24 protein-coding genes are annotated in these 25,456 nt (G+C 72.8%); 6 read left to right on the top strand and 18 right to left on the bottom strand.

Translation table 11 applies throughout. The features are described 5' to 3' along the window. Positions 1-91 precede the first annotated feature (91 nt). Positions 92-1,969: an anthranilate synthase family protein gene (locus ACIRO3_RS12265; protein ID WP_404135264.1), complete on the top strand. Its 1,878-nt coding sequence runs from the start codon at positions 92-94 to the stop codon at positions 1,967-1,969. Positions 1,970-2,028: 59 nt separating this feature from the next. Here ACIRO3_RS12265 and ACIRO3_RS12260 read toward each other — a convergent pair whose 3' ends face one another. From ACIRO3_RS12260 to ACIRO3_RS12240, 5 genes are all read right to left on the bottom strand, one after another. Beyond that, positions 2,029-3,024 carry a 2-hydroxyacid dehydrogenase gene (locus ACIRO3_RS12260; protein ID WP_404135261.1) on the bottom strand — a complete coding sequence of 332 codons (996 nt, stop codon included), beginning with the start codon at positions 3,022-3,024 and terminating at the stop codon, positions 2,029-2,031. An 84-nt stretch (positions 3,025-3,108) separates the two neighbouring features. Continuing rightward, positions 3,109-4,137: a 6-phosphofructokinase gene (locus tag ACIRO3_RS12255; RefSeq protein ID WP_366148486.1), complete on the bottom strand. Its 1,029-nt coding sequence runs from the start codon at positions 4,135-4,137 to the stop codon at positions 3,109-3,111. Between the two features lie 151 nt (positions 4,138-4,288). Further along, complete coding sequence (locus ACIRO3_RS12250) at positions 4,289-4,945, bottom strand: response regulator transcription factor (protein WP_366000705.1); 657 nt, start codon at positions 4,943-4,945, stop codon at positions 4,289-4,291. 41 nt (positions 4,946-4,986) lie between these two features. Then, positions 4,987-6,198 (bottom strand): MacS family sensor histidine kinase, encoded by a 1,212-nt coding sequence (macS, locus tag ACIRO3_RS12245; protein WP_404135257.1) that lies wholly within the window; start codon positions 6,196-6,198, stop codon positions 4,987-4,989. Between the two features lie 36 nt (positions 6,199-6,234). Then, a complete protein-coding gene (locus ACIRO3_RS12240) occupies positions 6,235-6,966 on the bottom strand; it encodes a lysophospholipid acyltransferase family protein (protein WP_404135355.1) in 732 nt (243 codons plus the stop codon). A 197-nt stretch (positions 6,967-7,163) separates the two neighbouring features. On the opposite strand from ACIRO3_RS12240, the gene ACIRO3_RS12235 reads away from it, so the two are divergent. Together ACIRO3_RS12235 and ACIRO3_RS12230 are read left to right on the top strand one after the other, a co-directional pair. Continuing rightward, positions 7,164-7,943 (top strand): alpha/beta fold hydrolase, encoded by a 780-nt coding sequence (locus ACIRO3_RS12235; RefSeq protein WP_361784469.1) that lies wholly within the window; start codon positions 7,164-7,166, stop codon positions 7,941-7,943. After that, complete coding sequence (locus tag ACIRO3_RS12230) at positions 7,936-8,526, top strand: hypothetical protein (RefSeq protein ID WP_361784466.1); 591 nt, start codon at positions 7,936-7,938, stop codon at positions 8,524-8,526. Before ACIRO3_RS12235 ends, ACIRO3_RS12230 begins: the two co-directional genes overlap by 8 nt. Positions 8,527-8,698: 172 nt before the next feature. Here ACIRO3_RS12230 and ACIRO3_RS12225 read toward each other — a convergent pair whose 3' ends face one another. From ACIRO3_RS12225 to ACIRO3_RS12200, 6 genes are all read right to left on the bottom strand, one after another. Further along, positions 8,699-9,463: an endonuclease/exonuclease/phosphatase family protein gene (locus tag ACIRO3_RS12225; RefSeq protein WP_404135254.1), complete on the bottom strand. Its 765-nt coding sequence runs from the start codon at positions 9,461-9,463 to the stop codon at positions 8,699-8,701. A 71-nt stretch (positions 9,464-9,534) separates the two neighbouring features. Continuing rightward, positions 9,535-10,476 (bottom strand): ROK family glucokinase, encoded by a 942-nt coding sequence (locus ACIRO3_RS12220; protein WP_053676048.1) that lies wholly within the window; start codon positions 10,474-10,476, stop codon positions 9,535-9,537. Between the two features lie 61 nt (positions 10,477-10,537). Further along, on the bottom strand, positions 10,538-11,032 hold the full coding sequence (locus tag ACIRO3_RS12215) for a DUF5304 domain-containing protein (protein ID WP_366000676.1): 495 nt from the start codon (positions 11,030-11,032) through the stop codon (positions 10,538-10,540). A 76-nt stretch (positions 11,033-11,108) separates the two neighbouring features. Next, a complete protein-coding gene (locus tag ACIRO3_RS12210) occupies positions 11,109-12,323 on the bottom strand; it encodes an ArsA family ATPase (RefSeq protein WP_404135250.1) in 1,215 nt (404 codons plus the stop codon). A 127-nt stretch (positions 12,324-12,450) separates the two neighbouring features. Then, positions 12,451-12,891 (bottom strand): SRPBCC family protein, encoded by a 441-nt coding sequence (locus ACIRO3_RS12205; protein WP_053676051.1) that lies wholly within the window; start codon positions 12,889-12,891, stop codon positions 12,451-12,453. Between the two features lie 167 nt (positions 12,892-13,058). After that, positions 13,059-13,841, bottom strand: a complete 783-nt coding sequence (locus ACIRO3_RS12200; protein ID WP_361784452.1) for a metallophosphoesterase — start codon at positions 13,839-13,841, stop codon at positions 13,059-13,061. Positions 13,842-14,069: 228 nt separating this feature from the next. Here ACIRO3_RS12200 and ACIRO3_RS12195 point away from each other — a divergent pair, with 228 nt between their 5' ends. Next, positions 14,070-15,866 carry an AMP-dependent synthetase/ligase gene (locus ACIRO3_RS12195; protein ID WP_404135245.1) on the top strand — a complete coding sequence of 599 codons (1,797 nt, stop codon included), beginning with the start codon at positions 14,070-14,072 and terminating at the stop codon, positions 15,864-15,866. Between the two features lie 68 nt (positions 15,867-15,934). On the opposite strand, the gene ACIRO3_RS12190 is transcribed toward ACIRO3_RS12195, so the two are convergent. The 7 genes from ACIRO3_RS12190 to ACIRO3_RS12160 all read right to left on the bottom strand — a co-directional run bounded on the left by ACIRO3_RS12190 (position 15,935) and on the right by ACIRO3_RS12160 (position 24,309). Next, positions 15,935-17,548 (bottom strand): GMC oxidoreductase, encoded by a 1,614-nt coding sequence (locus ACIRO3_RS12190; RefSeq protein WP_404135242.1) that lies wholly within the window; start codon positions 17,546-17,548, stop codon positions 15,935-15,937. Positions 17,549-17,678: 130 nt separating this feature from the next. Next, positions 17,679-18,821, bottom strand: a complete 1,143-nt coding sequence (locus tag ACIRO3_RS12185; protein WP_366000681.1) for a glycosyltransferase family 4 protein — start codon at positions 18,819-18,821, stop codon at positions 17,679-17,681. 71 nt (positions 18,822-18,892) lie between these two features. After that, the gene (locus ACIRO3_RS12180) at positions 18,893-20,011 is read right to left on the bottom strand and encodes a hypothetical protein (RefSeq protein ID WP_404135239.1); all 1,119 of its coding nucleotides are present in this window, start codon (positions 20,009-20,011) and stop codon (positions 18,893-18,895) included. 25 nt (positions 20,012-20,036) lie between these two features. Next, positions 20,037-21,080 (bottom strand): NlpC/P60 family protein, encoded by a 1,044-nt coding sequence (locus ACIRO3_RS12175; protein WP_361784437.1) that lies wholly within the window; start codon positions 21,078-21,080, stop codon positions 20,037-20,039. A gap of 258 nt (positions 21,081-21,338) precedes the next feature. Next, positions 21,339-22,379, bottom strand: a complete 1,041-nt coding sequence (locus tag ACIRO3_RS12170; protein ID WP_366000683.1) for an NlpC/P60 family protein — start codon at positions 22,377-22,379, stop codon at positions 21,339-21,341. Positions 22,380-22,664: 285 nt separating this feature from the next. After that, positions 22,665-24,029: an NYN domain-containing protein gene (locus tag ACIRO3_RS12165; protein WP_404135352.1), complete on the bottom strand. Its 1,365-nt coding sequence runs from the start codon at positions 24,027-24,029 to the stop codon at positions 22,665-22,667. 40 nt (positions 24,030-24,069) lie between these two features. Further along, complete coding sequence (locus ACIRO3_RS12160; protein ID WP_030036330.1) at positions 24,070-24,309, bottom strand: hypothetical protein; 240 nt, start codon at positions 24,307-24,309, stop codon at positions 24,070-24,072. Between the two features lie 133 nt (positions 24,310-24,442). Here ACIRO3_RS12160 and ACIRO3_RS12155 point away from each other — a divergent pair, with 133 nt between their 5' ends. Together ACIRO3_RS12155 and ACIRO3_RS12150 are read left to right on the top strand one after the other, a co-directional pair. After that, complete coding sequence (locus ACIRO3_RS12155; RefSeq protein WP_404135235.1) at positions 24,443-25,165, top strand: rhomboid family intramembrane serine protease; 723 nt, start codon at positions 24,443-24,445, stop codon at positions 25,163-25,165. Beyond that, positions 25,162-25,443 carry an Lrp/AsnC ligand binding domain-containing protein gene (locus ACIRO3_RS12150; protein WP_031148522.1) on the top strand — a complete coding sequence of 94 codons (282 nt, stop codon included), beginning with the start codon at positions 25,162-25,164 and terminating at the stop codon, positions 25,441-25,443. Before ACIRO3_RS12155 ends, ACIRO3_RS12150 begins: the two co-directional genes overlap by 4 nt. Positions 25,444-25,456: the final 13 nt, after the last annotated feature.

Below are 25,456 nucleotides of genomic sequence, written 5' to 3'. Positions count from 1 at the left end.
GAAGGCCGCCCGAGGGGCGGCCTTCGGCGTTTCCGGGCCCGGGCCGGCCCTCTCACCTCAGCTCCGAGACCTCCGAGAAGGACGCCCGCCCATGGACATCAGCAGACTGCTCGACGACTCCTGCCCGCCGTTCGCCCTGCTGCGCCGCCGCACCCCCGGTCGCGACCACGACACCGTCGAGGTGCTGATCGGGCCGGTCCACACCGCCGAGCGGCTCGCCGACCTGCCCGTCGGGGAGCTGCCCACGCTGGCCCTGGTGCCGTTCCGACAGATCCGGGAGCGCGGTTTCGACGTGCGCGACGACGGGACGCCGCTGAGCGTGCTGGCGGCGGAGGAGGCGTACGAGCTGCCGCTGGCCGAGGTGCTCGACGCCCTGCCGGACCACGAGGTGCGGGTCGAGGACGGCGGCTTCGACGTCCCGGACGCGCGGTACGCGGCGACCGTGGAGCGTGTCATCGAGGACGAGATCGGGCGCGGTGAGGGCGCGAACTTCGTCGTCCGGCGCACCTATGAGGGGCGGATCGAGGGCTTCGGGCGGGCGGACGCCCTGGCGCTGTTCCGGCGCCTGCTGGTGGGCGAGCGGGGCGCGTACTGGACGTACGTCGTCCACACCGGGGAGCGCACGTTGGTGGGGGCGAGCCCGGAGGTGCACGTGCGCATGTCCGGCGGCACGGTCGTGATGAACCCGATCAGCGGGACCTACCGGTATCCGGCGCAGGGCCCGACGGTCGACTCGCTGCTCGCCTTCCTCGGCGACCGCAAGGAGACCGAGGAACTGTCGATGGTGGTCGACGAGGAACTCAAGATGATGTGCACGGTCGGCGACATGGGCGGGGTGGTCGTCGGGCCCCGACTGAAGGAGATGGCCCACCTCGCGCACACCGAGTACGAGCTGCGCGGCCGATCCTCGCTGGACGTGCGCGAGGTGCTCCGCGAGACCATGTTCGCGGCGACGGTGACCGGCTCGCCGGTGCAGAACGCCTGCCGGGTGATCGAGCGGTACGAGAGCGGCGGTCGCGGCTACTACGCGGGCGCGCTGGCCCTGCTGGGCACGGACGCCGCCGGGGCGCAGACCCTGGACTCCCCGATCCTGATCCGCACGGCCGACATCGCGCCGGACGGGACCCTGCGCGTACCGGTCGGGGCGACGCTGGTGCGGCACTCCGACCCGGCGGGCGAGGTGGCCGAGACGCACGCCAAGGCGGCCGGGGTGCTGGCCGCGCTGGGGGTGCGGGCGCCCGCGCCGCGCCCCGCGGCGAGCGGGGTGCCGCTCGCGGGCGACCCCCGGGTGCAGGCGGCCCTCGCCGCCCGGCGAGCGGACCTGGCCCCCTTCTGGCTGCGGATGCAGGAGCGGCCGGCCACCGCGCCGGGTCACGCGCTGGTGGTGGACGGCGAGGACACCTTCACCGCGATGCTGGCCCACGTACTGCGCGTGACGGGGCTGGAGGTGACCGTGCGCCGCTTCGACGACTCCGGGCTGCGGGCGGCGGCCCTGGCCTGGGAGGGGCCGGTCGTCCTGGGTCCGGGGCCGGGGAACCCGGCGGACGCGTCCGACCCGAAGATGCGGACGCTGCGCGCGTTGGCGGCGGAGCTGCTGGCGGGCCACCGGCACGGGCTGCTCGGCGTCTGCCTGGGTCACGAGCTGTTGGCCGCCGAACTGGGCCTCCCGCTGGTCCGCAAGGCGGAGCCGGCGCAGGGGGCGCAGACCCGGATCGACCTGTTCGGGGCGCCCGAGGTGGTCGGGTTCTACAACACGTACACCGCCCACTGCCCGGCGGAGCTCGCGGAGCGGCTGGCCCTGCGCGGGGTCGAGGTCGCGCGGGACCCGGCGACGGGTGAGGTGCACGCGCTGCGGTCGGCGGCCGGCTTCGCCGGGGTGCAGTTCCACCCGGAGTCGGTGCTGACCCTGCGCGGGGCGGAGCTGCTGCGCGACCTGCTGACGGGCGTACGGGCGGCCGCCCCGGCGTGAGCCCGCGTTCGGCGGGGCCGGGCGACCGGTCCCGCCGACGGCGCGGCGTTCGGGGTGGCTCAGGGCGACGGCGACAGGGTGTTCTCGGAGCGGCGGCCGGCCAGGTAGTCCCGCACGTTCGCGAGGGTGGCGTCGACGATCTGGCCCACCGCGTCGTGGGTGTAGTACGCCTGGTGGGAGGTCACCACCACGTTCGGGAAGGTGATCAGCCGGGCGAGGGTGTCGTCCTCCACGGCTTCCAGGGAGCGGTCCGTGAAGAACAGTCCGGCCTCCGCCTCGTAGACGTCCAGGCCGACGCCCGCGAACCGGCCCGCCCGGAGTTCGTCGACCAGCGCGTCCGTGTCCACCAGCCCGCCCCGGCTGGAGTTGACCAGGATCGCGTCGTCCTTCATCAGTCGCAGCGCCGCGCCGTCGATGATGTGCCGCGTCGCGTCCAGCAGCGGGACGTGCAGGCTGATCAGGTCCGACTCCACGAACAGCGTGTCCTTGTCCACGTACTTCATGCCGAGGTCCACGCAGGCCGGGTTCGGTGTCACGTCCCAGCCCAGCAGGTTCATGCCGAAGCCCCGGGCGATCCGGGTGAATGCCTCGCCGATCTTCCCGGTGCCGAAGACCCCGACCGTGCGGCCGCGCATGTCACGGCCCATCAGTCCGTTGAGGCGGAAGTCGAAGTCCCGGGTGCGGTTCGAGGCCCGCACGATGCTGCGGTTGACGGCCATGGCGAGGGTCCAGGCGAACTCGGCCACCGAGAACGGCGAGTAGGAGGAGACCCGGCTGACGGTCAGCTCCAGCTCCCGGGCCACGTCGAGGTCGATGTTGTTGAAGCCGGTGGAGCGTTGGGCGATCATCCTGGTCCCGCCCTCGGCCAGGGTCCGCAGCACCCGCCCGCTGAGGTCGGCGTTGACGTTGGACGAGACGATCTCGTACCCGGCGGCGATGGGGGCGGTGTCCTCGCCGAGGAACACGTCCAGGCAGCGGACGTCGAGCCGGCCGGCGAAGGCCTTCTCGATGAGCGGTTTCTCGTCCGCCTGCACCCCGAATGCGAGGATCTCCACGTTCGCTCCCGTACTGCCGTCGCCTGCATCGGATCATGGGCCCTTTGTCACGATACGACCCATGATCCGCGCACGCGCTCCGGCTCAGCCGAAGAAGACGCCGGCCTCCGCGTAGAGCGCCGGGTCCACGGTCTTGAGCTTCGACGTGGCCTCCAGGATCGGCACCCGGACGATGTCCGTCCCCTTCAACGCGACCATCGTGCCGAAGGCGCCGTCGCGCACCGCGTCGACGGCGTGCAGCCCGAAGCGGGTGGCCAGCCAGCGGTCGAAGGCGCTGGGCGTGCCGCCGCGCTGGACGTGACCGAGGACCGTCGTACGGGCCTCCTTGCCGGTCCGCGCCTCGATCTCCTTGGCGAGCCACTCGCCGACGCCCGACAACCGCACGTGCCCGAAGGAGTCCGTCGTCGCGTCCTTGAGCACCAGTTCGCCGTCCGTGGGCATCGCGCCCTCGGCGACGACCACGATCGGCGCGTAGCTCGCCTTGAAGCGGGAGGTGACCCAGGCGCAGACCTGGTCCACGTCGAAGCGCTGCTCGGGGATGAGGATGACGTTGGCCCCGCCGGCCAGGCCGGAGTGCAGGGCGATCCAGCCCGCGTGGCGCCCCATGACCTCGACGACCAGCACCCGCATGTGCGACTCGGCCGTGGTGTGGAGCCGGTCGATGGCCTCGGTCGCGATGCCGACGGCCGTGTCGAAGCCGAAGGTGTAGTCGGTGGCCGAGAGGTCGTTGTCGATGGTCTTCGGCACGCCCACGCACGGGATGCCGTACTCCTCGTACAGCTTGGCGGCCACCCCGAGGGTGTCCTCGCCGCCGATCGCGACCAGGGCGTCGACCTCGAACTTCGCGAGGTTCTCCTTGATCTGGCGGACCCCGTTCTCCAGCTTGAACGGGTTGGTGCGCGAGGAGCCGAGGATGGTGCCGCCGCGCGGCAGGATCCCGCGCACGGCCGCGATGTCGAGCGGGACCGTGTCCCCCGCGACCGCGCCGCGCCAGCCGTCCTTGAAGCCGAGGAACTCGTACCGGTACTCCTGCACGCCCTTGCGGACGACGGCCCGGATGACCGCGTTGAGCCCGGGGCAGTCTCCGCCGCCCGTCAGCACTCCGACCTTCATGGAATCTCCCTTCGGCAAAGGGCCCACTGAGCCCAATGAGCCCGCACGACCGTCACGCTAGTGGTGACGCAGGTCACGGCAAGATGCCGGGAAGAGGCAATTCCGGTGGATTCAGGGGGCGTTACCGCACACCCGTTCACTCGTAAGGGGTCTACGCGTCGTCCAGGCCGTCGTCCAGGCCGCGCTCTATGGCGTAGCGGACGAGCTCCACGCGGTTGTGCAACTGCAGTTTGCCCAGGGTGTTCTGGACGTGGTTCTGCACCGTGCGGTGGGAGATGACCAGCCGCTCCGCGATCTGCTTGTACGAGAGCCCCTTGGCCACCAGCCGCAGCACCTCGGTCTCCCGGTCGGTCAGTTGCGGGGCCTTGGGCTCGTTGGCGGCGGCCGGCGCCGGATCGGTGGCCAGCCGGCGGTACTCGCCGAGGACGAGGCCGGCGAGGCCGGGGGTGAAGACCGGGTCGCCGGCGGCCGTACGGCGGACCGCGTCGATCAGCTCCTGGGCCCCGGCGGACTTCAGCAGGTAGCCGGTCGCGCCCGACTTCACCGCCTCCAGGACGTCGGCGTGCTCGCCGCTCGCGGAGAGCACGAGCACCCGCAGGGCCGGGTCGGCGCCGACCAGTTCCTTGCAGACCCGCACCCCGGGCATGCCGGGCAGGTTGAGGTCGAGGACCAGGACGTGCGGGGCGGCGGCGTTGGCGCGGCGGACCGCCTCCGGGCCGTCCCCGGCGGTGGCCACGACGTCGAAGCCGGCGGCGGCCAGGTCGCGGGCGACCGCGTCCCGCCACATCGGGTGGTCGTCGACGACCATCACCTTGATGGCGCTGAGCTCGGTGCGCTCGTTGGGCTCGGTCACTGGGTGCTCCCCCTCGGTACTTTCAGTTCCACTTCGGTGCCCTGTCCGGGGACGGACACCAGCTCGGCGGTGCCGCCGAGATCGCGCAGTCGGCCCCGGATCGACAGGGCGACGCCCATCCGGCCCTCGCCCTCGGCCTGGTCCAGCCGGCCGGCCGGGATGCCGGGGCCGTCGTCGCGAACGGTGACGATCACCTCGTCGCCCCAGTCCTCGACCAGGATCCAGGCCCGGGCCCCCTCCCCCGCGTGCTTGCGCACGTTGTCCAGGGCGGCCCCCACCGCCGCCGCCAGCTCCCGCGCCGCGGGCGCCGGGAGCGGTACCGGGGTGCCCGGCTCGGCGAAGCTCACCTTCGAGCCGGCGTGGGGGGCGAGGAGGCCGCGCAGGTCCAGCTCGGCGTTGTCCGCGGCCGACTCCTCGACCTCGTAGGAGTCCACGAGCGCGCCGAGCGACTCGTCGCGGGAGATCCGGGAGGTGGGCACGAGCCCGCTGGAGACCAGCGTGCGCAGCGCCACCTCCTGTTCCCCCGCCATCCGGCCCAGGTCGGCCGCCTCGCCGCCCAGTTCGGTGCCGCGTCGCTGGACCATGGCCAGGACCTGGAGGACCCCGTCGTGGATGTCGCGGGCCAGGCGCTCGCGTTCGCGGGTGGCGGCCTCGATCTCCAGGGCGCGGGCCAACGTGGCCTCGCTGGCCCGGGCGACCTCGACGACGTAGCCGATGGCGATGGAGGCGACCCAGACCAGCAGGACGTTGTGGAGGGTGTCGCGGGTGGGATCGCCGCCGTGGACCGCGATGTTGGCGGCGGCCACGAAGGTGGAGGCGAAGCCGGCCCAGCGCCAGCCGCCCTTGAGGGCGAAGGCGAGGACCGAGCCGGCCGTCCAGATGCTGGGGAGGGTGGGACCGCCGCCCGCGATCCGCTCCGCGTTGTCGGCGAGCGGGGTGAGCAGGATCCCGACGATCGCGACGCCGAGGTCGGCGCCGAGGAAGGGCTTGGTGCAGCTCGCCGCGTTGGCCACCCGGCGGTGGGTGGCCAACGTCCAGACGGCGAGGACCGCGAGGTAGCCGACCGCGACGCCGGGGTGGTCGAAGTCCTTGTACGCGGAGGCGAACAGCAACACCGCGTAGATCATGGTCAGCAGCCGGTAGCCCGTCAGGGCCCGCCACAGCGGCTGCTCGACCGACATGCGTACGACGCGCTCGCGCTTCGCCATCTCCCCCACCCCGTACGGGCGGTACCGCCCGTCCCGCTACTGCGCGCCCTGGTCGCCCTTGTCGGTCTTGTCCGCCTTCTCGGCCTTGGCGGCCTTCTCGGCGTCCGCGATCTGCCGCTTGGCGGCCGTCGCGTAGATGTCGACGTACTCCTGACCCGACAGCTTCATGATCTCGTACATGACCTCGTCGGTGACCGAGCGCAGGATGAACCGGTCGCCGTCCATGCCGTGGTAGCGGCTGAAGTCCAGCGGCTTGCCGATCCGGATGCCGGGGCGCATCAGCTTCGGCACCACCTTGCCGGGCGGCTGGATCTTCTCGGTGTCGATCATCGCGACCGGGATCACCGGGGCCCCGGTGGCCAGGGCCACCCGGGCCAGCCCGCCGGGCTTGCCGCGGTAGAGGCGGCCGTCGGGTGAACGCGTCCCCTCGGGGTAGATACCGAACAGCTCTCCGCGTTCGATGACGTCGATGCCGCTCTTGATCGCGGCCTCGCCGGCGCCGCGCGCGCCCGAACGGTCCACCGGGAGCTGGCCGACGCCCTTGAAGAAGGCGGCCGTCAGCTTGCCTTTGACGCCGGGGGAGGTGAAGTACTCCGCCTTAGCGATGAAGGTCACCTTCCGGTCGAGCACGGCCGGAAGGAAGAAGGAGTCCGAGAAGGACAGGTGGTTGCTCGCGAGGATCGCCGGCCCCTCAGCGGGAATGTTTTCGAGGCCCTCCACCCACGGCCTGAAGGCGAGCTTCAGGGAACCGCCGATCGAGAACTTCATTGCGCCGTAGATCAACTCGAAAGCCTTCCTGTGTCTGTCGAACAGACCTTATCCCCTGGCTCCCCCGGGAGCGGTCCTACGACCCTGGTCGGTACCACCCCGGTCGCGTACGGTGAAGTCACACAGCGCTACGCACCCGTACCCCTCTCATCTCCCCTCCCCTTCCCCCTCGCATCCTGATCAACAAGGAGACCCTGGTGCCCGTCCTCCCTGGAGCAGAGCCGTTCCGCCACGAGGGCGGAGAGGTCGGCGTGCTGCTCTGCCACGGCTTCACCGGTTCCCCGCAGTCGCTGCGCCCCTGGGCCGAGTACCTGGCCGAGCGGGGGCTGACGGTGTCGCTGCCGTTGCTGCCCGGGCACGGGACGCGTTGGCAGGACATGCAACTCACGGGCTGGCAGGACTGGTACGCCGAGGTCGACCGCGCGCTGCGCGAGCTGCTCGACCGGTGCGAGCAGGTGTTCGTCTTCGGGCTGTCGATGGGCGGAGCGCTGACCCTGCGCCTGGCCGCCAAGCACGGGGACTCGGTCAGCGGCATCGTCCTGGTCAATCCGGCCAACAAGCTGCACGACCCGCTGGCCTTCGCCCTTCCGGTGGCCAAGCACGTCATCCGCTCCACGCCGGGCGTCGCCAACGACATCGCGAAGCCGGGATCGACGGAGATCGGCTACGACCGGGTCCCGACGCGGGCCGCCCACTCGCTGCGCGCGTTCCTGCGCCTGGTGGACGCCGAGCTGCCCCAGGTCACCCAGCCGGTCCTGCTGCTGCACAGCCCGCAGGACCACGTCGTCCCGCCCGTGGACTCGGCGCGGGTACTGGCCCGGATCTCGTCCACGGACGTGACCGAGACCCTGCTGGAACAGAGCTACCACGTCGCGACGTTGGACCATGACGCGGAGCGGATCTTCGCGGACAGTTTTGCGTTCGTCGGACGGCTCTCGAAGAGCGTCGGCAGGGAGGGGGCGGCCAGCGGTGGCTGAGCACGAGGAGTCGTCCGGGGGTGTTCCCCCGTTGGACGAGGAGGCGGCGTGGGCGGCGATCGTCGCCGGGTACGGGCAGGAACCGCCGGACCCGCCGGGATCCAGACCGTTCCGGCCCATCGAGAACCTGATGCTGCCCGAGGAGGACGTCCAGCCGACGCCCCCCTCGGTCACGAAGCCGCCGGAGAAGGACGCCGGGCCCGGTGACCCGCCGGGTCCCGCCGGACCGCTGGGCAGCTCGGTTACCTTCGCGCCGGGCGTGGGCGGGGCGGGTCCCCGGGACCACTCCCTCGACGAACCGAAGGACGAGGACGTGACGCCCGAGGACCGGGCGGACGAGGGCCATTTCGTCCCTCCGGAGCCGGAACTCCCGGCGGCGGACACCACGTCCAAGTTCGCCTGGCTGGCGGTCGTGGGCGGCCCGGTCCTGCTGCTCGTGGCGGTGTTGCTCCAGTGGGAGATGACCTGGTGGCTGACCACCCTGGGCATCGGCGGCTTCCTGGGCGGCTTCGCCACCCTGGTGGCCCGCATGTCGCACGACGACGATGACGAGGACGACCCGGGGCGCGGAGCCGTCGTCTAGGCCGTCCGTTCCGGTCGTCTGGGCCGTCCGTTACGGATCCTGCCGAACCCGGCCCCCGATTCCGGCCCCGGCCCCGGCCCCCGATCCGACGCCGGCACCCGTAGGGCGTCGGACCGGGGCGGCCTGGGACGGGGGGACGTGGGACGAGGGCGCGGGGCGGCGTCCGGGCGGCTCAGCCCGACGCCCGGCCCGCGCCGAGGCGCAGGGCCGCCAGCACCGGGAGGTGGTCGGTGGCGTCGCGGAGGTCCGCCTCCGTGACCCCGGGCAGCCCCGCGGGGACTCCGCAGCCCAGCACCTCGATCCCCTTCGACGCGAAGACCGCGTCGATCCGCCTCGGCGCCCCGGACCGCAGCCAGGTGTGTTCCCCGCCCCACGGCGCCAAGGCCCGGCAGTCCTGGAGTTCCGCGGCCAGCCGGCCGAAGGCGCGGCCCTCCGGGCCCTCGTTGACGTCGCCCGCGGCGATCGCGTACGGGACGTCCATCCCCGCCAGCCGCTCCAGCAGCAGTCCCGCGTGCTCCTCGCGCTCCCCCGCGTCCAGCGGCAGGTGCGCGCTGAGCACGCCGACCCTGGTCCCGGGCGCGGGCCCGAAGCGGACGACGGCCGTCGCGAAGCCCCTGCGGTGCAGTCCCGGCCGCAACGGCAGCAGGACGTCCCGGGTGCGTTCCACGTGCGCCCGCAGCGAGCACAGCAGCAGCGGCCCGGCGGCCGTCGCGCCGCCGCCCAGCACCACCAGGTCGCACTTCGACGCCAGTCGCGCCGCGTGTTTGCGCCACCTGAAGAAGCGGGGCGCCTCCTGGACGCACACCAGGTCGGGCTCGCACGCCCGGATCACGCGGGCCAGCGCGTCCTCGTCGTCGCGCAGCGAGCGGATGTTGTAGCTGAGTACCCGGATCACGGCTGAACCGTCGGGCTCCGTATGCGACTTCGGCAGGTCCATGCCCCGCAAGATACGCAGCTGCCCGCCGCTCCCACAGGGGGCGCGGCGGGCAGCGGACGGAACCGGGTGCGTCAGCCCTGGCGGGCCAGGTCGGCGGCGCCGACCATGCCGGCCTTGCCGCCGAGCTGCGCGGCGAGCACCTGCGCGTGCGGGCGCCACGCGCCGCCGATCAGCCAGCGCTTGAAGGACTTGCGGATCGGGTCCAGGACGAGGTCGCCCTCGTCGGAGACGCCGCCGCCGACGATGAACGCGGACGGGTCGAACAGGGACGCCAGGTCGGCCAGCCCCGCGCCGGCCCAGCGGGCCAGCTCGCGGAAGGAGTCGATGGCGACGAGGTCGCCGGCCCGGGCCGCCTCGCTGATGTGCTTGCCCTCGATGCCCTCGGGGGTGCCGTCGCCGAGCGCGAGCAGGGTCGTCGCGTTCTCGGGGGTGGCGTTGGCGCGCTGCTTGGCGTACCGGACGAGCGCGCGCCCGGAGGCGTACTGCTCCCAGCAGCCCTGGCTGCCGCAGCCGCACAGCAGACCGTCCGGGACGACCCGGATGTGGCCGAACTCGGCGGCCACGCCGAAGCGTCCGCGCCGCAGCTTGTTGCCGATGATGATGCCGCCGCCCAGGCCCGTGCCGAGCGTGATGCAGATGACGTCGTCGTGGCCCTGGCCGGCGCCGAAGCGGTACTCGCCCCAGGCCGCGCAGTTCGCGTCGTTCTCGACGACGACCGGCAGGCCGATGCGCTGCTCGACCTTGTCCTTGAGCGGCTCGTGGCGCCAGTTGATGTTCGGCGCGAAGAGCACGGTGGCGCGCTTGTCGTCCACGTAACCGGCGGCGCCGATGCCGACGGCGTCGATGGTGTGATTGCTGCTGACCTCGGACACGGCGGCGCAGATCGCGTCCGTCACCCCGTCCGCGGTCGGCGGGGTGGGCACCTTGTACGTCTCAAGGATGGTGCCCTCTTCGTCGACCACGCCGGCCGCGATCTTCGTGCCGCCGATGTCGACGCCGATGGTGAGTCCCATTAGTCCCTCGGTTTCCGGTCAAACCCCGCCACGGCCCACCGTACCCGAGCGCGACGGAGGATCAGTCGAGATCGATCCGCTCGGACGGGCCGGAATCGGGACCTTCGTCGCGGTCGTCGCGCCCGGCGCCGGGGGTGCGGGGAGCGCTTTCCCCGCGGGGGCCGGGGGCGGGCGGCGCGGCCTCGTCACGTGTCCAGCGGCGCTCGTGGCCCTCGACGGCCGACCGGTAGGCGGCGAGCAGCTCGGAGCCGGCCGCCGCGAGGTGGTCGAAGACCTCGGGGTTGCGTTCGATGACGGGCTTGGCAGCGGTCTTGGCCTGGGTGACGAACTGGCGGACCGCGCCCTGGGCGGCGGCGCCGAGCAGCGGGTTGTTCAGGGTGGAGACCTTGTCGGCGACGGCTTCGAAGAGCTTGAACAGCTCCTCGGCGGCGCTGCCGGTGCCGGTGCCCGCCTCGCCCTGCCCCGTCCTGCGGCGCTCCTTCTCCGCTGCGAGGTCCTCGGCGCAGGCCTTGGCCCAGGCGTCGTCGTCGGTGGGGCGGTCGGTGGCCTCGCTCATGGCGGACTCTCCTGCGGCGGATGCGGGACGTACGGGACTGACTACCTTCGACGGTACCCGAACGGTGGTACGGGTCTCAGCGCTCGCGGGGCCACAGTTGTGGATCCGGGGTGAAGCGGACGCGGAGCTCGCCGTCGGCCAGGGCGGCGCCGGAGACGGTGCAGCGCCGCAGCGCCGAGGGCAGCGAAACGATCCTGCGGTACGGGCCGGCCGTGAGCAGCAGTTCGTCGCCCCGCCGGATCAGGTCGAGGTCGGCTTTGCGGGCCCCGGGCAGCGGCACGGCCCAGACCAGCACCCCGTCCTCGGCGAGCCGGTCCTCGACGGCCCAGGCCCGGCGGTGGACGGCGGCCGCCCGGGGGGCGATCGCCTCGGTGTCGGCGAGCAGGGCCAGGTCGCCGGGGTCGCGGGGGTCCCGGCCGAGGTGCGCGAGCGGGACCACGGTCAGCTCGGCGGCCCACTGGTCGGCGTACTTCCGCTGCTGGGCGGCGAGGCCGGCGACCCACGGGTCGTCGGAGTCCCGCGGGACCGTCCGGTTCGCGACGAGCGAGGCGACCGGGAGCCGGTGCAGGGCGAGCCCGAGCCGGCCGGTGCGCAGCGCCTCGTCGGAGGCGGGCCCGGGCTCGGCCACCAGGCGCAGTTCGGTCGCGGGGGACTCGACGACGGCCTCGACGGCGGCCAGTTCCTCGTCCCAGCGGGCCGCCGCCTCGTACAGCCACTGCGCGGGCATGGGTACCCCGGCCAGCTGGGCGAGGACGGGGCGCAGGGCTCGGGCCGCCTGTCGCTCCGCGGGCAGCAGCCGGGCCAGGTAGCGGCGCAGCTGGGCGGGGAGCGCGAGGGTGGCGATCGCCTGGTGCAGCGGGGGCATGTCCACGATCAGGAGATCGACGTCGGGCGCCGAGGCGGCTCGACGCAGGGCCCTGAGCAGGGCGAACTGTTCCGATCCGGGGAGTTCGGTGAGTTCCTCCGCCCCGAGCGGCCGTCCGCCGAGCATCCCGATGAGCGAGGCGCCCCGCTCCTGGAGGGTGACGAGTTCGGCCCGGAACTCCTCGCCGGAGTCGATCCGGGCGACCCGCACGCCCCGGGTCGCGGGGACGGCCCGCAGCCCGGGCACGATCTGCGCGGGAGGGCCGGTGGCGGGCCCGAGCAGCCCGGTCAGGCGGTCGTCGGGGGCGCCGGGGTCACCGGACAGCAGCAGCACGCGCCGCCCCTGCCGCGCGGCGGCGAGGGCGGTGGCCGCGGCCACGGTGGTCCGACCGGCTCCGCCGGGGCCGGTGATCAGCAGGGTGTGCATGGTGCGGGGCTCCTGTGAGGGGGTGCGGGCCGGGCTCCGCCCGGGGTGCGCCCTCCGGCGGGGCTCCGTCCCGGGCCTCGCGCCTCGAACGTCGGCGAGGCCGAAGTCGCCCGACTCCGGCGTGCGCTCAGGCGGATTCGACGCGCTTCTTCAGGCCCGCCAGGGCGCGGTCGATGATGACCTTCTCGGCCTTGCGCTTGATCATGCCGAGCATCGGGATCTTGACGTCCACGGTGAGCTGGTAGGTGACCTCGGTGCGCTTGCCGCCGTCCAGCGGGGCGAGCCGGTACGAGCCGTCCAGCTGGCGGAGCATCTGCGACTTGTCCAGTGTCCAGCTGACCTCGTCGGCGCCCGTCCAGGAGTAGGCGAGCGTGTGGTCGTCCTTGATCGCGCCGGCGTCGAGCAGCAGGCGGACCTTCTCGGCGCGGCCCGCGGCGTCGGTGGCCAGCACCTCGGCCTCCTTCACCTCGCCGGTCCACTCGGGGTAGCGGGCGAAGTCGGCGATCACGGCCATGACGTCGGCCGGGGCCGCCTCGATCGTGATGCTCGAGCTGGTGTGTTCCGCCATCGCGGTCGCTCCTCCGGGTCGGGGGCACTTCCCAGCGGCAGCTGGGGGAGTTCGACAAGTGTGCGGGGGCCTCCGGCCGCCGCGTGAAGGCTACCGCGCGTGCGGGCCCGGCCACTCCAGTGCCTCCCCGGTCCCGCCGGCGGGGCCCGGCGGGCGGGCGGCCGCGCTCACCACTCCATCGCCCACGGCCGTCCCGTGGAGGCGAAGTGCCCCACGTTCACGCACTCCGTTGCCCCGATCCGCATCCGCCGGGCCATCGGCTGGTGCACGTGCCCGAACAGCGCGTACCGCGGGCGGGTCCGCCGGATCGCCTCCAACAGGGCCTCGCTGCCCCGCTCGAACCGCCTGGCCACCGTGTCGTAGCAGAGCTCCGGCACCTCCGGCGGGATGTGCGAGCAGAGCACGTCCACCTCGCCCACCGCCTCCACCTTGGCCGCGTACTCCTCGGGGTCCACCTCGTACGGCGTGCGCATGGGCGAGGGCAGTCCGCCGCCCACGAAGCCGAAGACCCGGCCGCCGATCTCCACCCGCTGCCCGTCGAGCACGGTCGTGCCGGGTCCCGCGTACTGCGCCCACAGTCCCGGCATGTCGACGTTGCCGTAGGTGGCGTAGGTGGGGTTCGGGAACGCGGCGAACATCTCGGCGTACTGGCGTCGCACCGCCCCCTCGATCAGCGCCTCCCGGTCGAGTCCGGCCCACAGCCGCCGGCCGAGATCGCGCGCCTCCCCGTAGCGCCGCGCGGTGCGCAGTTCCACGATCCGGTCGGCGTTCTCGACCCCGAACAGATCGGGGAAGATGCCGCGGGAGTGGTCCGCGTAATCGAGGAAGAGCACCAGGTCACCCAGGCAGATCAGGGCGTCGGCACCTTCCCCCGCCCGGGCGAGCGCCTCGGCGTTGCCGTGGACGTCACTGACGACATGAACCCGTGTACGACTCTCCCTGCCCACCATGCCGCCACCCTAGGGGCGCCCGGGCTCGACGGGTAGGGGCCGCCCCGCCCCCGGCCCACCTGCGGTTACTTCCGAGTCGCGAACGGGGTCGACTAGTCTCGGCTCGGCACGTCCGTGTCGTGTGACGCATGGAACATCTGGCCGGTTCCCTCTATCCGGAACCCACTACCGGTGGGTAACGTCCGGTCGGTCCACATGGTGGCGATGGCGCCCAGAGGAGCAGCAGTCTTGCGCGAGTTCAGCCTTCCGGCCCTGTACGAGGTCCCGTCGGACGGGAACCTGACGGATCTCATCCGCCGCAACGCCGCTCAGCATCCCGACGTCGCCGTCATGAGCCGCAAGGTGGACGGCAGATGGCAGGACGTGACGGCGACCGAGTTCCTGGCGGAGGTCCGGGCCACGGCCAAGGGTCTGATCGCGGCCGGCATCCGTCCCGGTGAGCGGGTGGCCCTGATTTCCCGCACCCGGTACGAGTGGGTGCTGTTCGACTTCGCCATCTGGACCGCGGGCGGCGTGACCGTGCCGGTCTACGAGACCAGCTCCCCCGAGCAGATCCAGTGGATCCTCGGCGACTCCGGCGCGAGCGCCGTCGTCGTCGAGAGCCCCGGCCACAGTGCGACGGTGGCCGGTCTGCGCGACGGCCTGCCGGAGCTGCGCGAGGTCTGGGAGATCGAGCAGGGCGCCCCCGCCGCGCTCCGCGCCGCCGGCGCCGAGGTCACGGACGCCGAGGTCGACGAGCGCACCGCGCTGGCGAACGCCGACGACCCGGCGACCATCGTCTACACCTCGGGCACCACCGGCCGCCCCAAGGGCTGCGTGCTGACCCACCGCAACTTCTTCGCGGAGTGCGGCAACGTCGTCGAGCGGCTCGGACCCCTGTTCCGCACCGGCGAGTGCTCCGTCCTGCTCTTCCTGCCGGCCGCGCACGTCTTCGGGCGCCTGGTGGAGGTGGCGGCCGTACTGGCGCCGATCCGGCTGGGCTGCGTACCGGACATCAAGAACCTCACCGACGAGCTGCAGTCCTTCCGGCCCACGCTGATCCTCGGTGTGCCGCGCGTCTTCGAGAAGGTCTACAACTCGGCCCGCGCCAAGGCCCAGGCCGACGGCAAGGGCCGGATCTTCGACGCGGCGGCCGAGACGGCGATCGCGTACAGCCGCGCGCTGGACGCCCCGGGCGGCCCCGGCCTCGGTCTGCGGCTCAAGCACAGGCTCTTCTCGAAGCTGGTCTACGGCAAGCTGCACACGGTCCTCGGCGGGCGCGGCGAGTACGCGATCTCCGGCGGCGCCCCGCTGGGCGAGCGACTGGGCCACTTCTTCCGCGGCATCGGCTTCACGGTGCTGGAGGGCTACGGCCTGACCGAGTCCTGCGCGGCCACGGCCTTCAACCCGTGGGACCGCCAGAAGATCGGTTCGGTCGGTCAGCCGCTGCCGGGCTCCGTGGTGCGCATCGCCGACGACGGCGAGGTGCTGCTGCACGGCGAGCACATCTTCAAGGAGTACTGGAAGAACGAGACGGCGACCGCCGAGGCGCTCACCGACGGCTGGTTCCACACCGGCGACGTCGGCACCCTCGACGAGGACGGCTATCTCGCGATCACCGGCCGCAAGAAGGAACTCATCGTCACGGCGGGCGGCAAGAACGTGGCGCCCGCGGTGATCGAGGACCGCATCCGTGCCCACGCGCTGGTCGCGGAGTGCATGGTGGTGGGCGACGCGCGGCCGTTCGTGGCCGCGCTGGTCACCATCGACGAGGAGTTCCTGGTCCGCTGGGCCGCCGAGCACGGCAAGCCGGCCGGCGTGACGGCGGCGGAGCTGCGCGAGGACGCGGATCTGATCGCCGCCGTCCAGAAGGCCGTGGACGACGGCAACGCGGCGGTTTCCAAGGCGGAATCGGTACGGAAATTCCGCATTCTGCCCTCCCAGTTCACGGAGGAGTCGGGCCACATCACGCCGTCGCTGAAGCTCAAGCGGAACGTGGTGGCGAAGGACTACGCCGACGAGATCGAGGCGCTGTACCGGGGCTGATCCCCCGCGTTCCAGGGCCTGTCGCCGGCTCCTCCCGGTCCCGACCGCAGCTCGTTCGCCGGTCGGGGTCAGCGCGGATCGGTGAGGATCCGTTCCATGTTCCGCTCGGCGAGCGCGGTGATGGTCACGAACGGGTTCACGCCGAGGGACCCGGGGACCAGTGAGCCGTCGACCACGTACAGCCCCTGGTAGCCCTTGACCCGGCCGTGGTCGTCGGTGGCCTCGCCGAGGACGCAGCCGCCGAGCGGGTGGTAGGTGAAGGTGTCGGCGAAGGCCTTGTTGTCGCCGAACAGGTCGTATCGGTAGATCGTGACGTTCCGCCGGTTGATCCGGTCGAAGAGCTGTTTCGCGGACCGCACCGACGGGGCGTTCTGGTCCCGGCTCCACTGCAGACGTGCCGAGTCGGTGGCGGCGTCGTAGGTGAAGTGCCCGCGCTCGGGGTTCTTGGTGATGGCCAGGTACATCGAGATCCAGTGCTCGATCCCCATCGGGAGCGGGGCGATCTCCGCGAAGACCGGGTTGGCGGCGTTGTCCCAGTCGTCGATGCCGAGGGCGGGCATGGTGGACTGGTTCGCCCCGACCGTGTCCCAGAAGTGGTTGGCGCGGGCGGTCATGACGTTGCCGTTGGGTCCCCAGCCCCGGCCGACCTGCTCCGTGAGCGCGGGCAGGGTCCCGGTCTCGCGGGCGCGGACCAGGATCTCGGTGGTGCCGAGGCTGCCGGCGCCCAGGAAGAGCCGGCGACAGCCGAGTTCGCGGGTCTGGGTGACCTTGCCGGTGACGTCGCTGGTGCGCACCGTCAGCACGTAGCCGCCGGCCGGGTCGGGCCGGACGCCGACGACGCGCTGCATGGTCTCGATGGTGACGTTGCCGGTGCCGAGGGCGGCGGCGAGGTAGGTCTTGTCGACGCTCTTCTTGCCGTGGTTGTTGCCGTAGATGACCTCGCCGGCGAGCGCGGACCGGGGGGCGGCGCCGGCGGCCTCGCGCTTCATGTACTCGAAGTCGTAGACGTTGGGGACGAAGGTGGTCTTCAGGCCGGTGTTCCGGGCGTGCTTGCGGGAGACGCGGGCGAAGCGGTACCAGTCCGTGGACTCGAACCAGGCCGGGTCGATGTCGTTGACGCCGAGCATGGCCCGGGCGCGGGGGTAGTACGTGCCGTACATCTCGTCGGCGTCGACCCGGGGCAGCACCTCGGAGAAGTACGAGCGCCGGGGCGTCGGCGCCATGCCCCCGTTGACGAGGGAACCGCCGCCCACCCCGCGCCCCACGTACACGGACATGTCGCCGAAGTTCACCCGGTCGAGGACGCCGGGGTAGGGGCTGATGTTCCGGTTGACCACGTCCAGCCAGAGGAACTGCGCGAGCGGGGCCTCGGTGCGGGTGCGGAACCACATGGAGCGCTGGTCGGGCGCGGAGGTGGACGGGAAGATCCTGCCGTCGGACCCGGGGGTGTCCCAGAGCCGACCCATTTCGAGGACGACGGTGCGCACGCCGGCCTGGCCGAGCCGGAGCGCGGCGACGGCGGAGCCGTATCCGGAGCCCACGACGATGGCGGGGGCGTAGGTCGCCGCGGCGGGTTCGACGGCGGCCGCGGAGGACAGGCCGATCCGGCTGAAACCGAGCACGGCCGCGGTCTGGAGGGCGCCGGCGCCGAGGAGTTGACGGCGCGTCAGTTGAGGTGTCATGGCCGCATGATGAGCGGAATCCACCCAACCCCCCATAGCGGGCGCTGACACACATCTGAGTGACAGTCAGGCGTGGCGAACCGGCCACGGCCGTCGCCCGAAGGCCGGCCGGTCCCCCCGGGGCGGGGCCTCAGAGCAGCTCGCGCAGACGCTCCGCCAGCAGGTCCCAGCGCCACTTCTCCTCGACCCACGCGCGGCCCCGCTCGCCCATGCGGCGGCGCAGCTCCGGGTCCAGCAGCAGGGTGGCGATCCGGTCGGCCGCCTCCTCCGGGGAGCCGCCCCGGACCACCCAGCCGGTCTCCCCGTCCAGCACCGCGTCGGGGGCGCCGCCCGAGTCGCCCGCGACCACCGGCAGCCCCGTCGCGGAGGCCTCCAGGTACACGATCCCGAGCCCCTCGACGTCCAGTCCGCCGCGCCGGGTCCGGCACGGCATCGCGAAGACGTCACCGGCGCCGTAGTGCGCGGGCAGCTCCGACCACGGGACCGCCCCGGTGAAGACCACGGAGTCGGCCACACCCGTGTCGGCGGCGAGCTTGCGCAGATCGGCCTCGTACGGGCCACCGCCCACGATCAGCAGCACGGCGTCGGGCACCGCGGCCAGGATCCGGGGCATGGCCTCGATGAGGGTGTCCTGCCCCTTGCGCGGGACCAGCCGGGACACGCACACCACCACGGGCCGCTCGGCGAGCCCGAGCCGCGCCCGGACCTCCGCCCCGCCCGACCCCGGGTGGAAGGTCTTCTCGTCCACTCCCGGCGGCAGTTGCACCATCCGGGCGGCCGCCCGGTCGGTGACGGCCGAGGCGATCCGCGAGCGCGTGTACTCCCCGAGGTAGGTCAGGGTGTCGGTGCCCTCGCCGATCCGCCGCAGCAACTGCCGCGCGGCGGGCAACTGGGCCCAGCCGGCCTCGTGCCCGTGCGTGGTCGCGACCAGCCGCCGCGCCCCCGCCCGGCGCAGCGCGGGCCCCATCAGGCCGAGCGGGGCGGCGGCGCCGAACCACACCGACTCGCAGCCGTGTTCGCGCAGCAGGCCGACGGCCCGCCGGGTCACCCGCGGGGTCGGCAGCAGCATCGTCGTGCGGTCGCGCACCACCTGGAAGGGCTGCTCCGCGTCGAAGGCCGCGGTGGCCTCGCGGCCCTCGGCCCCGTGCTTCCAGGTGGAGGCGTAGACGACGATCCGGTCGGGATCCAGGCGCAGCGCCATGTTGTGCAGGAAGGCCTGGATGCCGCCCGGTCGCGGCGGGAAGTCGTTGGTCACGATCAGCGTCTTGTGCATCGTCAGCCAAAGTACCGGACGGTCCGGCGCGCACCCGCGCGGTCCCCGCCGGCAGGCTCCCGCGGTACGGGCTACGGGGCTCCCAGTTCCCCGCTCAGGGCCGCCTGCCAGGCCGCCGTCAGGCCCGCCTGGTCGCCGCCGATCGTGTCCGCCAGGGCCGTCGGCAGCGGCTCGCGGCCCGCCGACTCGTAGAGCCGCACCAGCGTGGCGTCGCCCCACTTCGCCGCGATCAGCCGGCAGGCCAGCCAGGAGCCCTCGTACGCGCGCGCCAGCGCGTCCGGGTCGCCGCCGAACGCGAAGGCCTCGTTCGAGGGCAACGCGGCCGGCAGTTCACCGCGCCGCACCGCCCGGCCCAGCGCCGGGGCCGCCTCGGCCGGGGTGCTCGCGGTGTCGCGGTACGCCACCCAGTCCGCGAAGCCCTCGGACAGCCACAGCGGGGTCTTGGCCGTGGTCGCGGCGCGGGTGGCCACGTGGGTGACCTCGTGGGTCAGCACGATCCGACGGCCGGCCCCCGACAGTTGGGCGTACCCCTCGGGGTTGACGACCACCCGGTCGGCCGGGGCGGGTCCGGTGCCCGCCTTGCCGGTGGTGACGGCCCCCATGCCCCGGTACGCGGCGGGCGGCTGCCCCAGCAGCGCGGCCATGGCGTCCAGGGTGCCCGGGACCAGCACCACCACCCGCCCCGCCCAGGGCCCCGGCCAGGCGGCGCCGACCGCGGGCACCGCCCGGTCGGCCTCGGCGGCGATCGCGGACAGGGTCCCTCGGGTCTGTCCGACGCCGAGCACCAGCGCGTGCGCGCCCCGGACCACCGTCGGCTCGCCCTGGTCCCACAGTTGCGGCTGGGCTCCCGGCGCGGGCCGGTCGCCGGTCACCCGCCAGGTCCCGCCGTCCCGGGCGAGGTCCACTTCGCGGACCGACTCGGCGGGGGCGGCGTCGTGACCGGTCAGCCGGTAGTGGAGCCGGGCCCGCGCGAGCGCCCGGTCGCCGTCCCGCCGGACCGAGGTGACCTCGTACGACCAGCCCTCCAGCGGGATCCCGGCGAGTCGCGCGGGCGGGGCCGAGGACCACTCGGCCACGGCCCGCCGGACGCCGGGGTCCAGCGGGGCTGCGCCGGACAGGCCGCATCCGACCAGGAGCGCGCACAGCAGCAGGGGCAGGACTCGTACGACCGGCCGACGACGCGGGAGCATCGGTCGATCGTACGCAGGGTCCGCCTCAGGGTCGGGTCACCGAGGACACCGGCATCATGCCGACCGGGTCGTAGCGCACCCGCGCGCCCGGGTAGGGGGCGTGGACCACCTGACCGTTGCCGACGTACATGCCGACGTGGCTGGCGTCCGAGCGGTACGTCACCAGGTCGCCGGGGCGGGCCTGCGACAACGGCACCTGCCGGCCCGCGTGCCGCTGCGCCTGCGAGGTGCGCGGCAGCGCCACGCCCGCCTGGCGGTAGGACCACACCATCAGCCCGGAACAGTCGAAGCCGGAGGGGCCGGTGGAACCCCACACGTACGGGCGACCCACGGCGGCCCGGGCCGCCATCACGGCGGTCGCGGCCCGGCCCGAGGACGCGCCGGAGGAGGGGATCTCGGGGAGCGGGCCGGGCCGGTCCCCGGAGCGCGAGGCGCGCTCGAAGTCGGCCCGTTCCTGCGAGGGCATCGCGTTCAGCAGCCGGCGGGCGGCGGCGAGTTTCGCGGTGACGGACCGCTTGTGCCGGGCGACGTCGGCGCGCAGGGCGTCCAGCTCGGCGAGCTTGCGGGAGGCCTCCTGGCGCTGCAGGGAGATCCGGCGCTGCTCGTCGCGCAGTTCGTCGAGCTGCTCGGCCTGGCGGTCGCCGAGCCGGCCGAGGACGGCCGCCTTGTCGAGGTAGTCGTCGGGATTGTCCGACAGCATCAGCGAGAGCGTGGGGTCCATCCCGTCCGAGCGGTACTGGGCTCCGGCGAAGGCGCCGAGGACCCCGCGCATGGTGTTGACGCGGTCCTGGCCGCGGGCGACCGAGTCCTGGGCGCGGCTGATCTCGGCGCGGAGCCGGTCGGCCTTCTCACCGGCCTCGTTGAACCGCTCGGTGGCCTGTTCGGCCTCCTCGAAGAGCCGGTCGACCCGGGCGCGGGCGCCCGCCGAGGGGTCCTGCGGGAGACCGGGGGCCGCGCCGGCGGGTGCTCCCGTCATGGCGACCGCGGCGGTGGCCGCTGCGGCGGTGAGGACGGTGATCTTCGTGTTCCGGTCGAAGCCGATGAGGCCGGGCCGGCGATGGGACGCCACGTGGAACCGCTCCCTTCCGCTTGCGCGGGGCCCGGGTCCGCCCTCCGTGGACGGCCGTGTGCCGGGTTCCGCGCTGGCAGACAGTAGCGGCGCGACGGGGCGCCGACCAACGACCGTCGGAGGCCGGACACACCGGCGCCCCGCAGGAGACGCAGGTCACCGGCGGGGCGTGCGGTCACGGCGGGTCGTCGCAATTCGCCCGGATGGGCGGTGTCCGGCGCGCCTCCCCGGCCCGGGGAGGCACCGGGAGGGACGGGGTCAGCCGACGCGGACGCCGAACTGGAAGGGCATGTTCCTCATGGCTTCGTACTTGACGCCGCCCCTGGGGTTGGAGGCGTGGAAGACCTGGCCGTTGCCCGCGTAGAGGCCGACGTGGTGCAGGTCGTCGTAGAAGAAGACCAGGTCACCGGGCTGGAGCTGGCTCTCGCCGATGCGCGTGCCGTCGTTGACCTGCGTGTAGGTGGTGCGGCTGATCTGGACGCCGGCCTGCGCGTAGGCCCACTGCGCCAGGCTGGAGCAGTCCCAGTACGCCATGCCGGTGGAGCCCAGGTTGTAGCCCTTGCCCTCCTGGGTCAGGGCCGCGGCGAGCGCCTGCGCGGCCCGCCCGGAGCCCTTCACCGCACCGGGCTTGGCTCCCCCGCCGGCGGCCTTGGCGGCCTCGTCGCCCGCCTTGGCCTCCGCGGCCTTCAGCTGCGAACGTTCCTGTTCCGTCAGCGAGTTGAGGCGCGCCTGGGCTTCGGCGAGCTTGCCCTGGGCGGTGGCCTTCTTCTCGGCCAGTTCCTTGCGGGTGGCGTCGAGGTCGGCGAGCTTGGCGCCGGCCTCCGCGCGCTGCTGCGCCAGGGCCCGTTGTTTGGTCTGGATCTGGGATATCGCCTCGACCTGCTTGCCGCTCATCTGCTGGAGCATGGAGGACTTGTCCAGGTAGTCCTGGGGGTTCTCGGAGAGGAGCAGTTGCATGGACTGGTCGAGGCCGCCGGTGCGGTACTGGGCCGTGGCCATCGAACCGAGCGTGCTGCGCAGGTCGTTGAGGTCCGCCTGACCGCGCGCGACCTGGTCCTGGAGCCGGCCGATCTCCTTCTCCAGCTTGTCCTGGCGGTCCTTGGCCGCGTTGGCCTTCTCGCCGGCCTGCTCGGACTCCTCGTAGAGGGCGTCGACCTGTTCCTTGACCTCGTCCTTCTTCGGCTTGTCCGGGGCGGCGTGGGCCGACTGGGCGGAGAGGGCGACGGCCGCGGTGGCGAGGGCGGTGAGGACGCTCACGCGCGTGCGGGTCGGCGGCTTGGGTCGACGGTGGGACGCCACGAACGCGAGCTCCTTCTTCCTGGAGCCGCCGAAGACGGTCACACTCGGCAGCGCGCCTCCGCCGACACCCCGAATGGGTGAACGACCGTACGAAGGTTTGAACAGACCCTAGTGACCCGGCTGTGATCAGTTCAAATCCTCGAAGGCAAAATTCCGGCCGCCGACCGGCTTCTTTACCGTCTTCGCACGCTCCGTGCCGGGTAGTTGACGGTCCGTTCCCTTGATCGACCCACCAATACCGGCATTGCGCACAGCCGTTACAGGAAAGGACAGAAGCCGCAGGGGCTACGAAACCCGGGCGAGCCGCTTCAACAGCAGCGCGGACGTCACCGGCCGGGCACCCGCCTTCGCCACCCCGTCCGCGACCTCCCGGTCGGTGGACACCACGACCACCGGCCGGCCCGCGGGCTCGGCCCGCACCAACTGGCGGATCAGCTCGTCCGCCGTCACCCCCGCCTTGGAGAACAGCACCCGCACTCCGCGCGGCGGGGCGAGCAGCACCGGCGCGGCCAGTTCCGCGCCGTCGAAGACACAGGTCATCTCCGCGCCCGTCTGCGCGGCCAGCATCGACAGCCCGCCCAGCAGTCGGAGCCGCTGCTTCTCCAGCGGCATCGTCGGATAGCCGGTCTTGGTCACGTTGTAGCCGTCGATCACCAGATGCGCCTGCGGCAGCGCCAACAGCTGGTCCAACAGCGCCGGATCGGTTTCCGACAGCGCGCGCGCCGCGATGTCCTTCGGGGTCATCCGGCCCGGCTCCACCGCCTCCACGGTGTCCGCGGGCCGGGTGGACAGGGGCGGCAGGGCCAGCTCGCGGCGCAGCCCGGCCGCCGCGTCCAACACGGTGTCCAGGAGCAGCCGCAGCCGCATGTCCTCGATGCTGCGCCCTTCGCGGGTGGCCCGGCGCGAGGTCTCCAGCGCGGATTCCACCTCCGCGAGGCGGGACTTGAGCCGCCGCGTCTCGCTCTCGGCGGTGGTCACCCGCGCGGCCGCCTCGCTGCGGATCCCGTCGATCTCGGCGTTGACCTTGCGCAGGGCCGCCTCGCCCCGCTTGACGTCGCTGAGGGCGCTGCGCAGCTTGCGCTGAAGCGATTCCGCTTCCTTGCGCGCCGCGTCCAGCTCGCCGCGCACCTGCTCACCGCCGCTGCGCTGCAGTTCGCGTACGTGCGCCAGCTCCTCGCGGAGCCGCTCCAGTTCGCGCCGGGTCTCGTCTCCGACCCGCTCGGCGTCGGCGCGCTGCGCCTCCTCGCCCGCGGCGGCCACCAGCTTGACCCAGCCGGTCGGGCGCAGCACGTACGCGGCGGCCGCCACGTCCAGCGGATCGGCGGCGGCGGGCGGGGCCCCGGACTCCAGGGCCCCGGCCAGTTCGGCCTGGGCCTCGCGGAGCTTCTCCGCGACCCGGCCGCGGAAGACGGTGTCCGTCTCCACGGCCGCGGCCATGGCGTTGCCCGCGAACTTGGCCCGCCGGGTCGGGGTGAACCGGGCGTACTGGCGCAGCTGCGCCGGGAGGTCGCCGACCGTCAGTCCGCCGAAGGCGTCCGAGACGAGTGCGACGACCCTGCGCCGCACGCCTTCCGGCAGCGGGCGGTCGAGCACCTCGGCGGCGTCGCCGGCCGCATCGGCCGGCTCAGCGCCGCTTGCTGGCTCCACAATCCGTCACCCCTACCGTGATCTACCTGTGGGCCCGGCTCCCTCAGGAGTCCGCGCCCGGCCTGTCCACGAGCTCGATCTGGTCCACCGCGTTGCACCAGCGACAGCGAACCGACTCGATGGTCTCATTGACCACCTCGCGCTCCTCGACCTTGGGCTCCCCGGCGAGGTCCAGGTGGATGTACTCCACGACCTTCGACGAACGGGTCACGTCGAACCGCGTGAGGTTGCCGCACAGGGTGCAGCGCCACCGGGTGGTGTCGGTCGGCAGGGGAACCGTCATCAGGCCGCTCTCTCCTTCGTGGCTCTTTCAGTTTCAATTAAAGCCGCCCGCTGAGCCGTACGGCGGACCGCAGCTCGTAACCCTACGGCCTGCCACCGCCCCGAGGGGGTCCGGTTGGGTCATGCTCGGTCGCATGATCGTAAGGTGGCAGGCCGTCCGCGAGGCCGCCCGGGGCCCGGTGATCACCCACGCGCTGATCGCCGGCTGCTGCGCGGTGTTCCTCCTCGGCCCCGCGTCGGGCATGAATCCGGTCTACGGGACCGGCGACGAGCTGCTCGCGCGGGGCACCGACTACTTCCGGCGCTGGGGCGTGGTCCCCGATCAGCTCCTCACCGGATCGGGCAGGGCGCTGCTCACCCCGCTGACCGCCCTGTTCGTCCACGGCAGCTGGCTGCACCTGCTGGGCAACATGCTCTTCCTGTACGTCTTCGGCGCGATGACGGAGACCCGGATGGGCCGCCCGGCCTTCCTCGTCTTCTACGTCTGTACGGGCTATCTCGCCCTGGGCGCGTACGCGGCGGCCAACGCCTCCTCGGACCAGACCCTGGTCGGGGCGTCGGGTGCGATCTCGGCGGTGCTCGGGGCGTTCCTGTGCCTGTTCCCGCGCGCCCGGGTGACGAGCCTGTTCCCGTTCCTGTTCTTCCTGCCGCTGCGCTTCCCCGCCTGGATCGTGCTGGTGTTCTGGTTCGCTCTCCAGTGGGTGGCGGCGCGCCGGGCGGAAAGCGGTCCGGGAGTCGCCTATCTGGCCCACGTGGTGGGCTTCTCCCTGGGCTTCGGCTACGCGTGGATGCGTTACCGGCGTACGACTAGAGTGAGTCGACCAGTGACTGCCGGCGAGGGAGACAGCCAACCGTGATCACCGCGATCGTGCTCATCAAGACCAGCGTGGACCGGATCCCCGAGATCGCCGAGGCCATCGCCGCGCTGGACAGCGTCAGCGAGGTCTACTCCGTCACCGGTACCTACGACCTGATCGCCCTGGTCCGGGTGGCCCGCCACGAGAACCTCGCGGACATCATCCCGGGCCGCATCAGCAAGATCCCGGGCGTCGAGGCCACGGACACGCACGTGGCGTTCCGCACGTACTCCCAGCACGACCTGGAAGCGGCCTTCGCGATCGGCCTCGACGCGTAGCTCCCGCCCGGTC

The organism is Streptomyces sp. NPDC102278, from assembly GCF_044766345.1.
Classification (GTDB): Bacteria; Actinomycetota; Actinomycetes; order Streptomycetales; family Streptomycetaceae; genus Streptomyces.
This window is presented reverse-complemented; position numbering and strand designations above follow the sequence as displayed.

Bases quoted from the DNA above. Each gene is read 5' to 3' on its own strand.
- ACIRO3_RS12265 (WP_404135264.1), top strand. From the start codon at position 92: ATGGACATCAGCAGACTGCTCGACGACTCCTGCCCGCCGTTCGCCCTG.
- ACIRO3_RS12255 (WP_366148486.1), bottom strand. From the start codon at position 4,137: ATGAAGGTCGGAGTGCTGACGGGCGGCGGAGACTGCCCCGGGCTCAAC.
- ACIRO3_RS12250 (WP_366000705.1), bottom strand. From the start codon at position 4,945: ATGGTCGTCGACGACCACCCGATGTGGCGGGACGCGGTCGCCCGCGAC.
- macS (WP_404135257.1), bottom strand. From the start codon at position 6,198: ATGGCGAAGCGCGAGCGCGTCGTACGCATGTCGGTCGAGCAGCCGCTG.
- ACIRO3_RS12240 (WP_404135355.1), bottom strand. From the start codon at position 6,966: ATGAAGTTCTCGATCGGCGGTTCCCTGAAGCTCGCCTTCAGGCCGTGG.
- ACIRO3_RS12225 (WP_404135254.1), bottom strand. From the start codon at position 9,463: ATGGACCTGCCGAAGTCGCATACGGAGCCCGACGGTTCAGCCGTGATC.
- ACIRO3_RS12220 (WP_053676048.1), bottom strand. From the start codon at position 10,476: ATGGGACTCACCATCGGCGTCGACATCGGCGGCACGAAGATCGCGGCC.
- ACIRO3_RS12215 (WP_366000676.1), bottom strand. From the start codon at position 11,032: ATGAGCGAGGCCACCGACCGCCCCACCGACGACGACGCCTGGGCCAAG.
- ACIRO3_RS12210 (WP_404135250.1), bottom strand. From the start codon at position 12,323: ATGCACACCCTGCTGATCACCGGCCCCGGCGGAGCCGGTCGGACCACC.
- ACIRO3_RS12205 (WP_053676051.1), bottom strand. From the start codon at position 12,891: ATGGCGGAACACACCAGCTCGAGCATCACGATCGAGGCGGCCCCGGCC.
- ACIRO3_RS12200 (WP_361784452.1), bottom strand. From the start codon at position 13,841: ATGGTGGGCAGGGAGAGTCGTACACGGGTTCATGTCGTCAGTGACGTC.
- ACIRO3_RS12190 (WP_404135242.1), bottom strand. From the start codon at position 17,548: ATGACACCTCAACTGACGCGCCGTCAACTCCTCGGCGCCGGCGCCCTC.
- ACIRO3_RS12185 (WP_366000681.1), bottom strand. From the start codon at position 18,821: ATGCACAAGACGCTGATCGTGACCAACGACTTCCCGCCGCGACCGGGC.
- ACIRO3_RS12180 (WP_404135239.1), bottom strand. From the start codon at position 20,011: ATGCTCCCGCGTCGTCGGCCGGTCGTACGAGTCCTGCCCCTGCTGCTG.
- ACIRO3_RS12160 (WP_030036330.1), bottom strand. From the start codon at position 24,309: ATGACGGTTCCCCTGCCGACCGACACCACCCGGTGGCGCTGCACCCTG.
- ACIRO3_RS12155 (WP_404135235.1), top strand. From the start codon at position 24,443: ATGATCGTAAGGTGGCAGGCCGTCCGCGAGGCCGCCCGGGGCCCGGTG.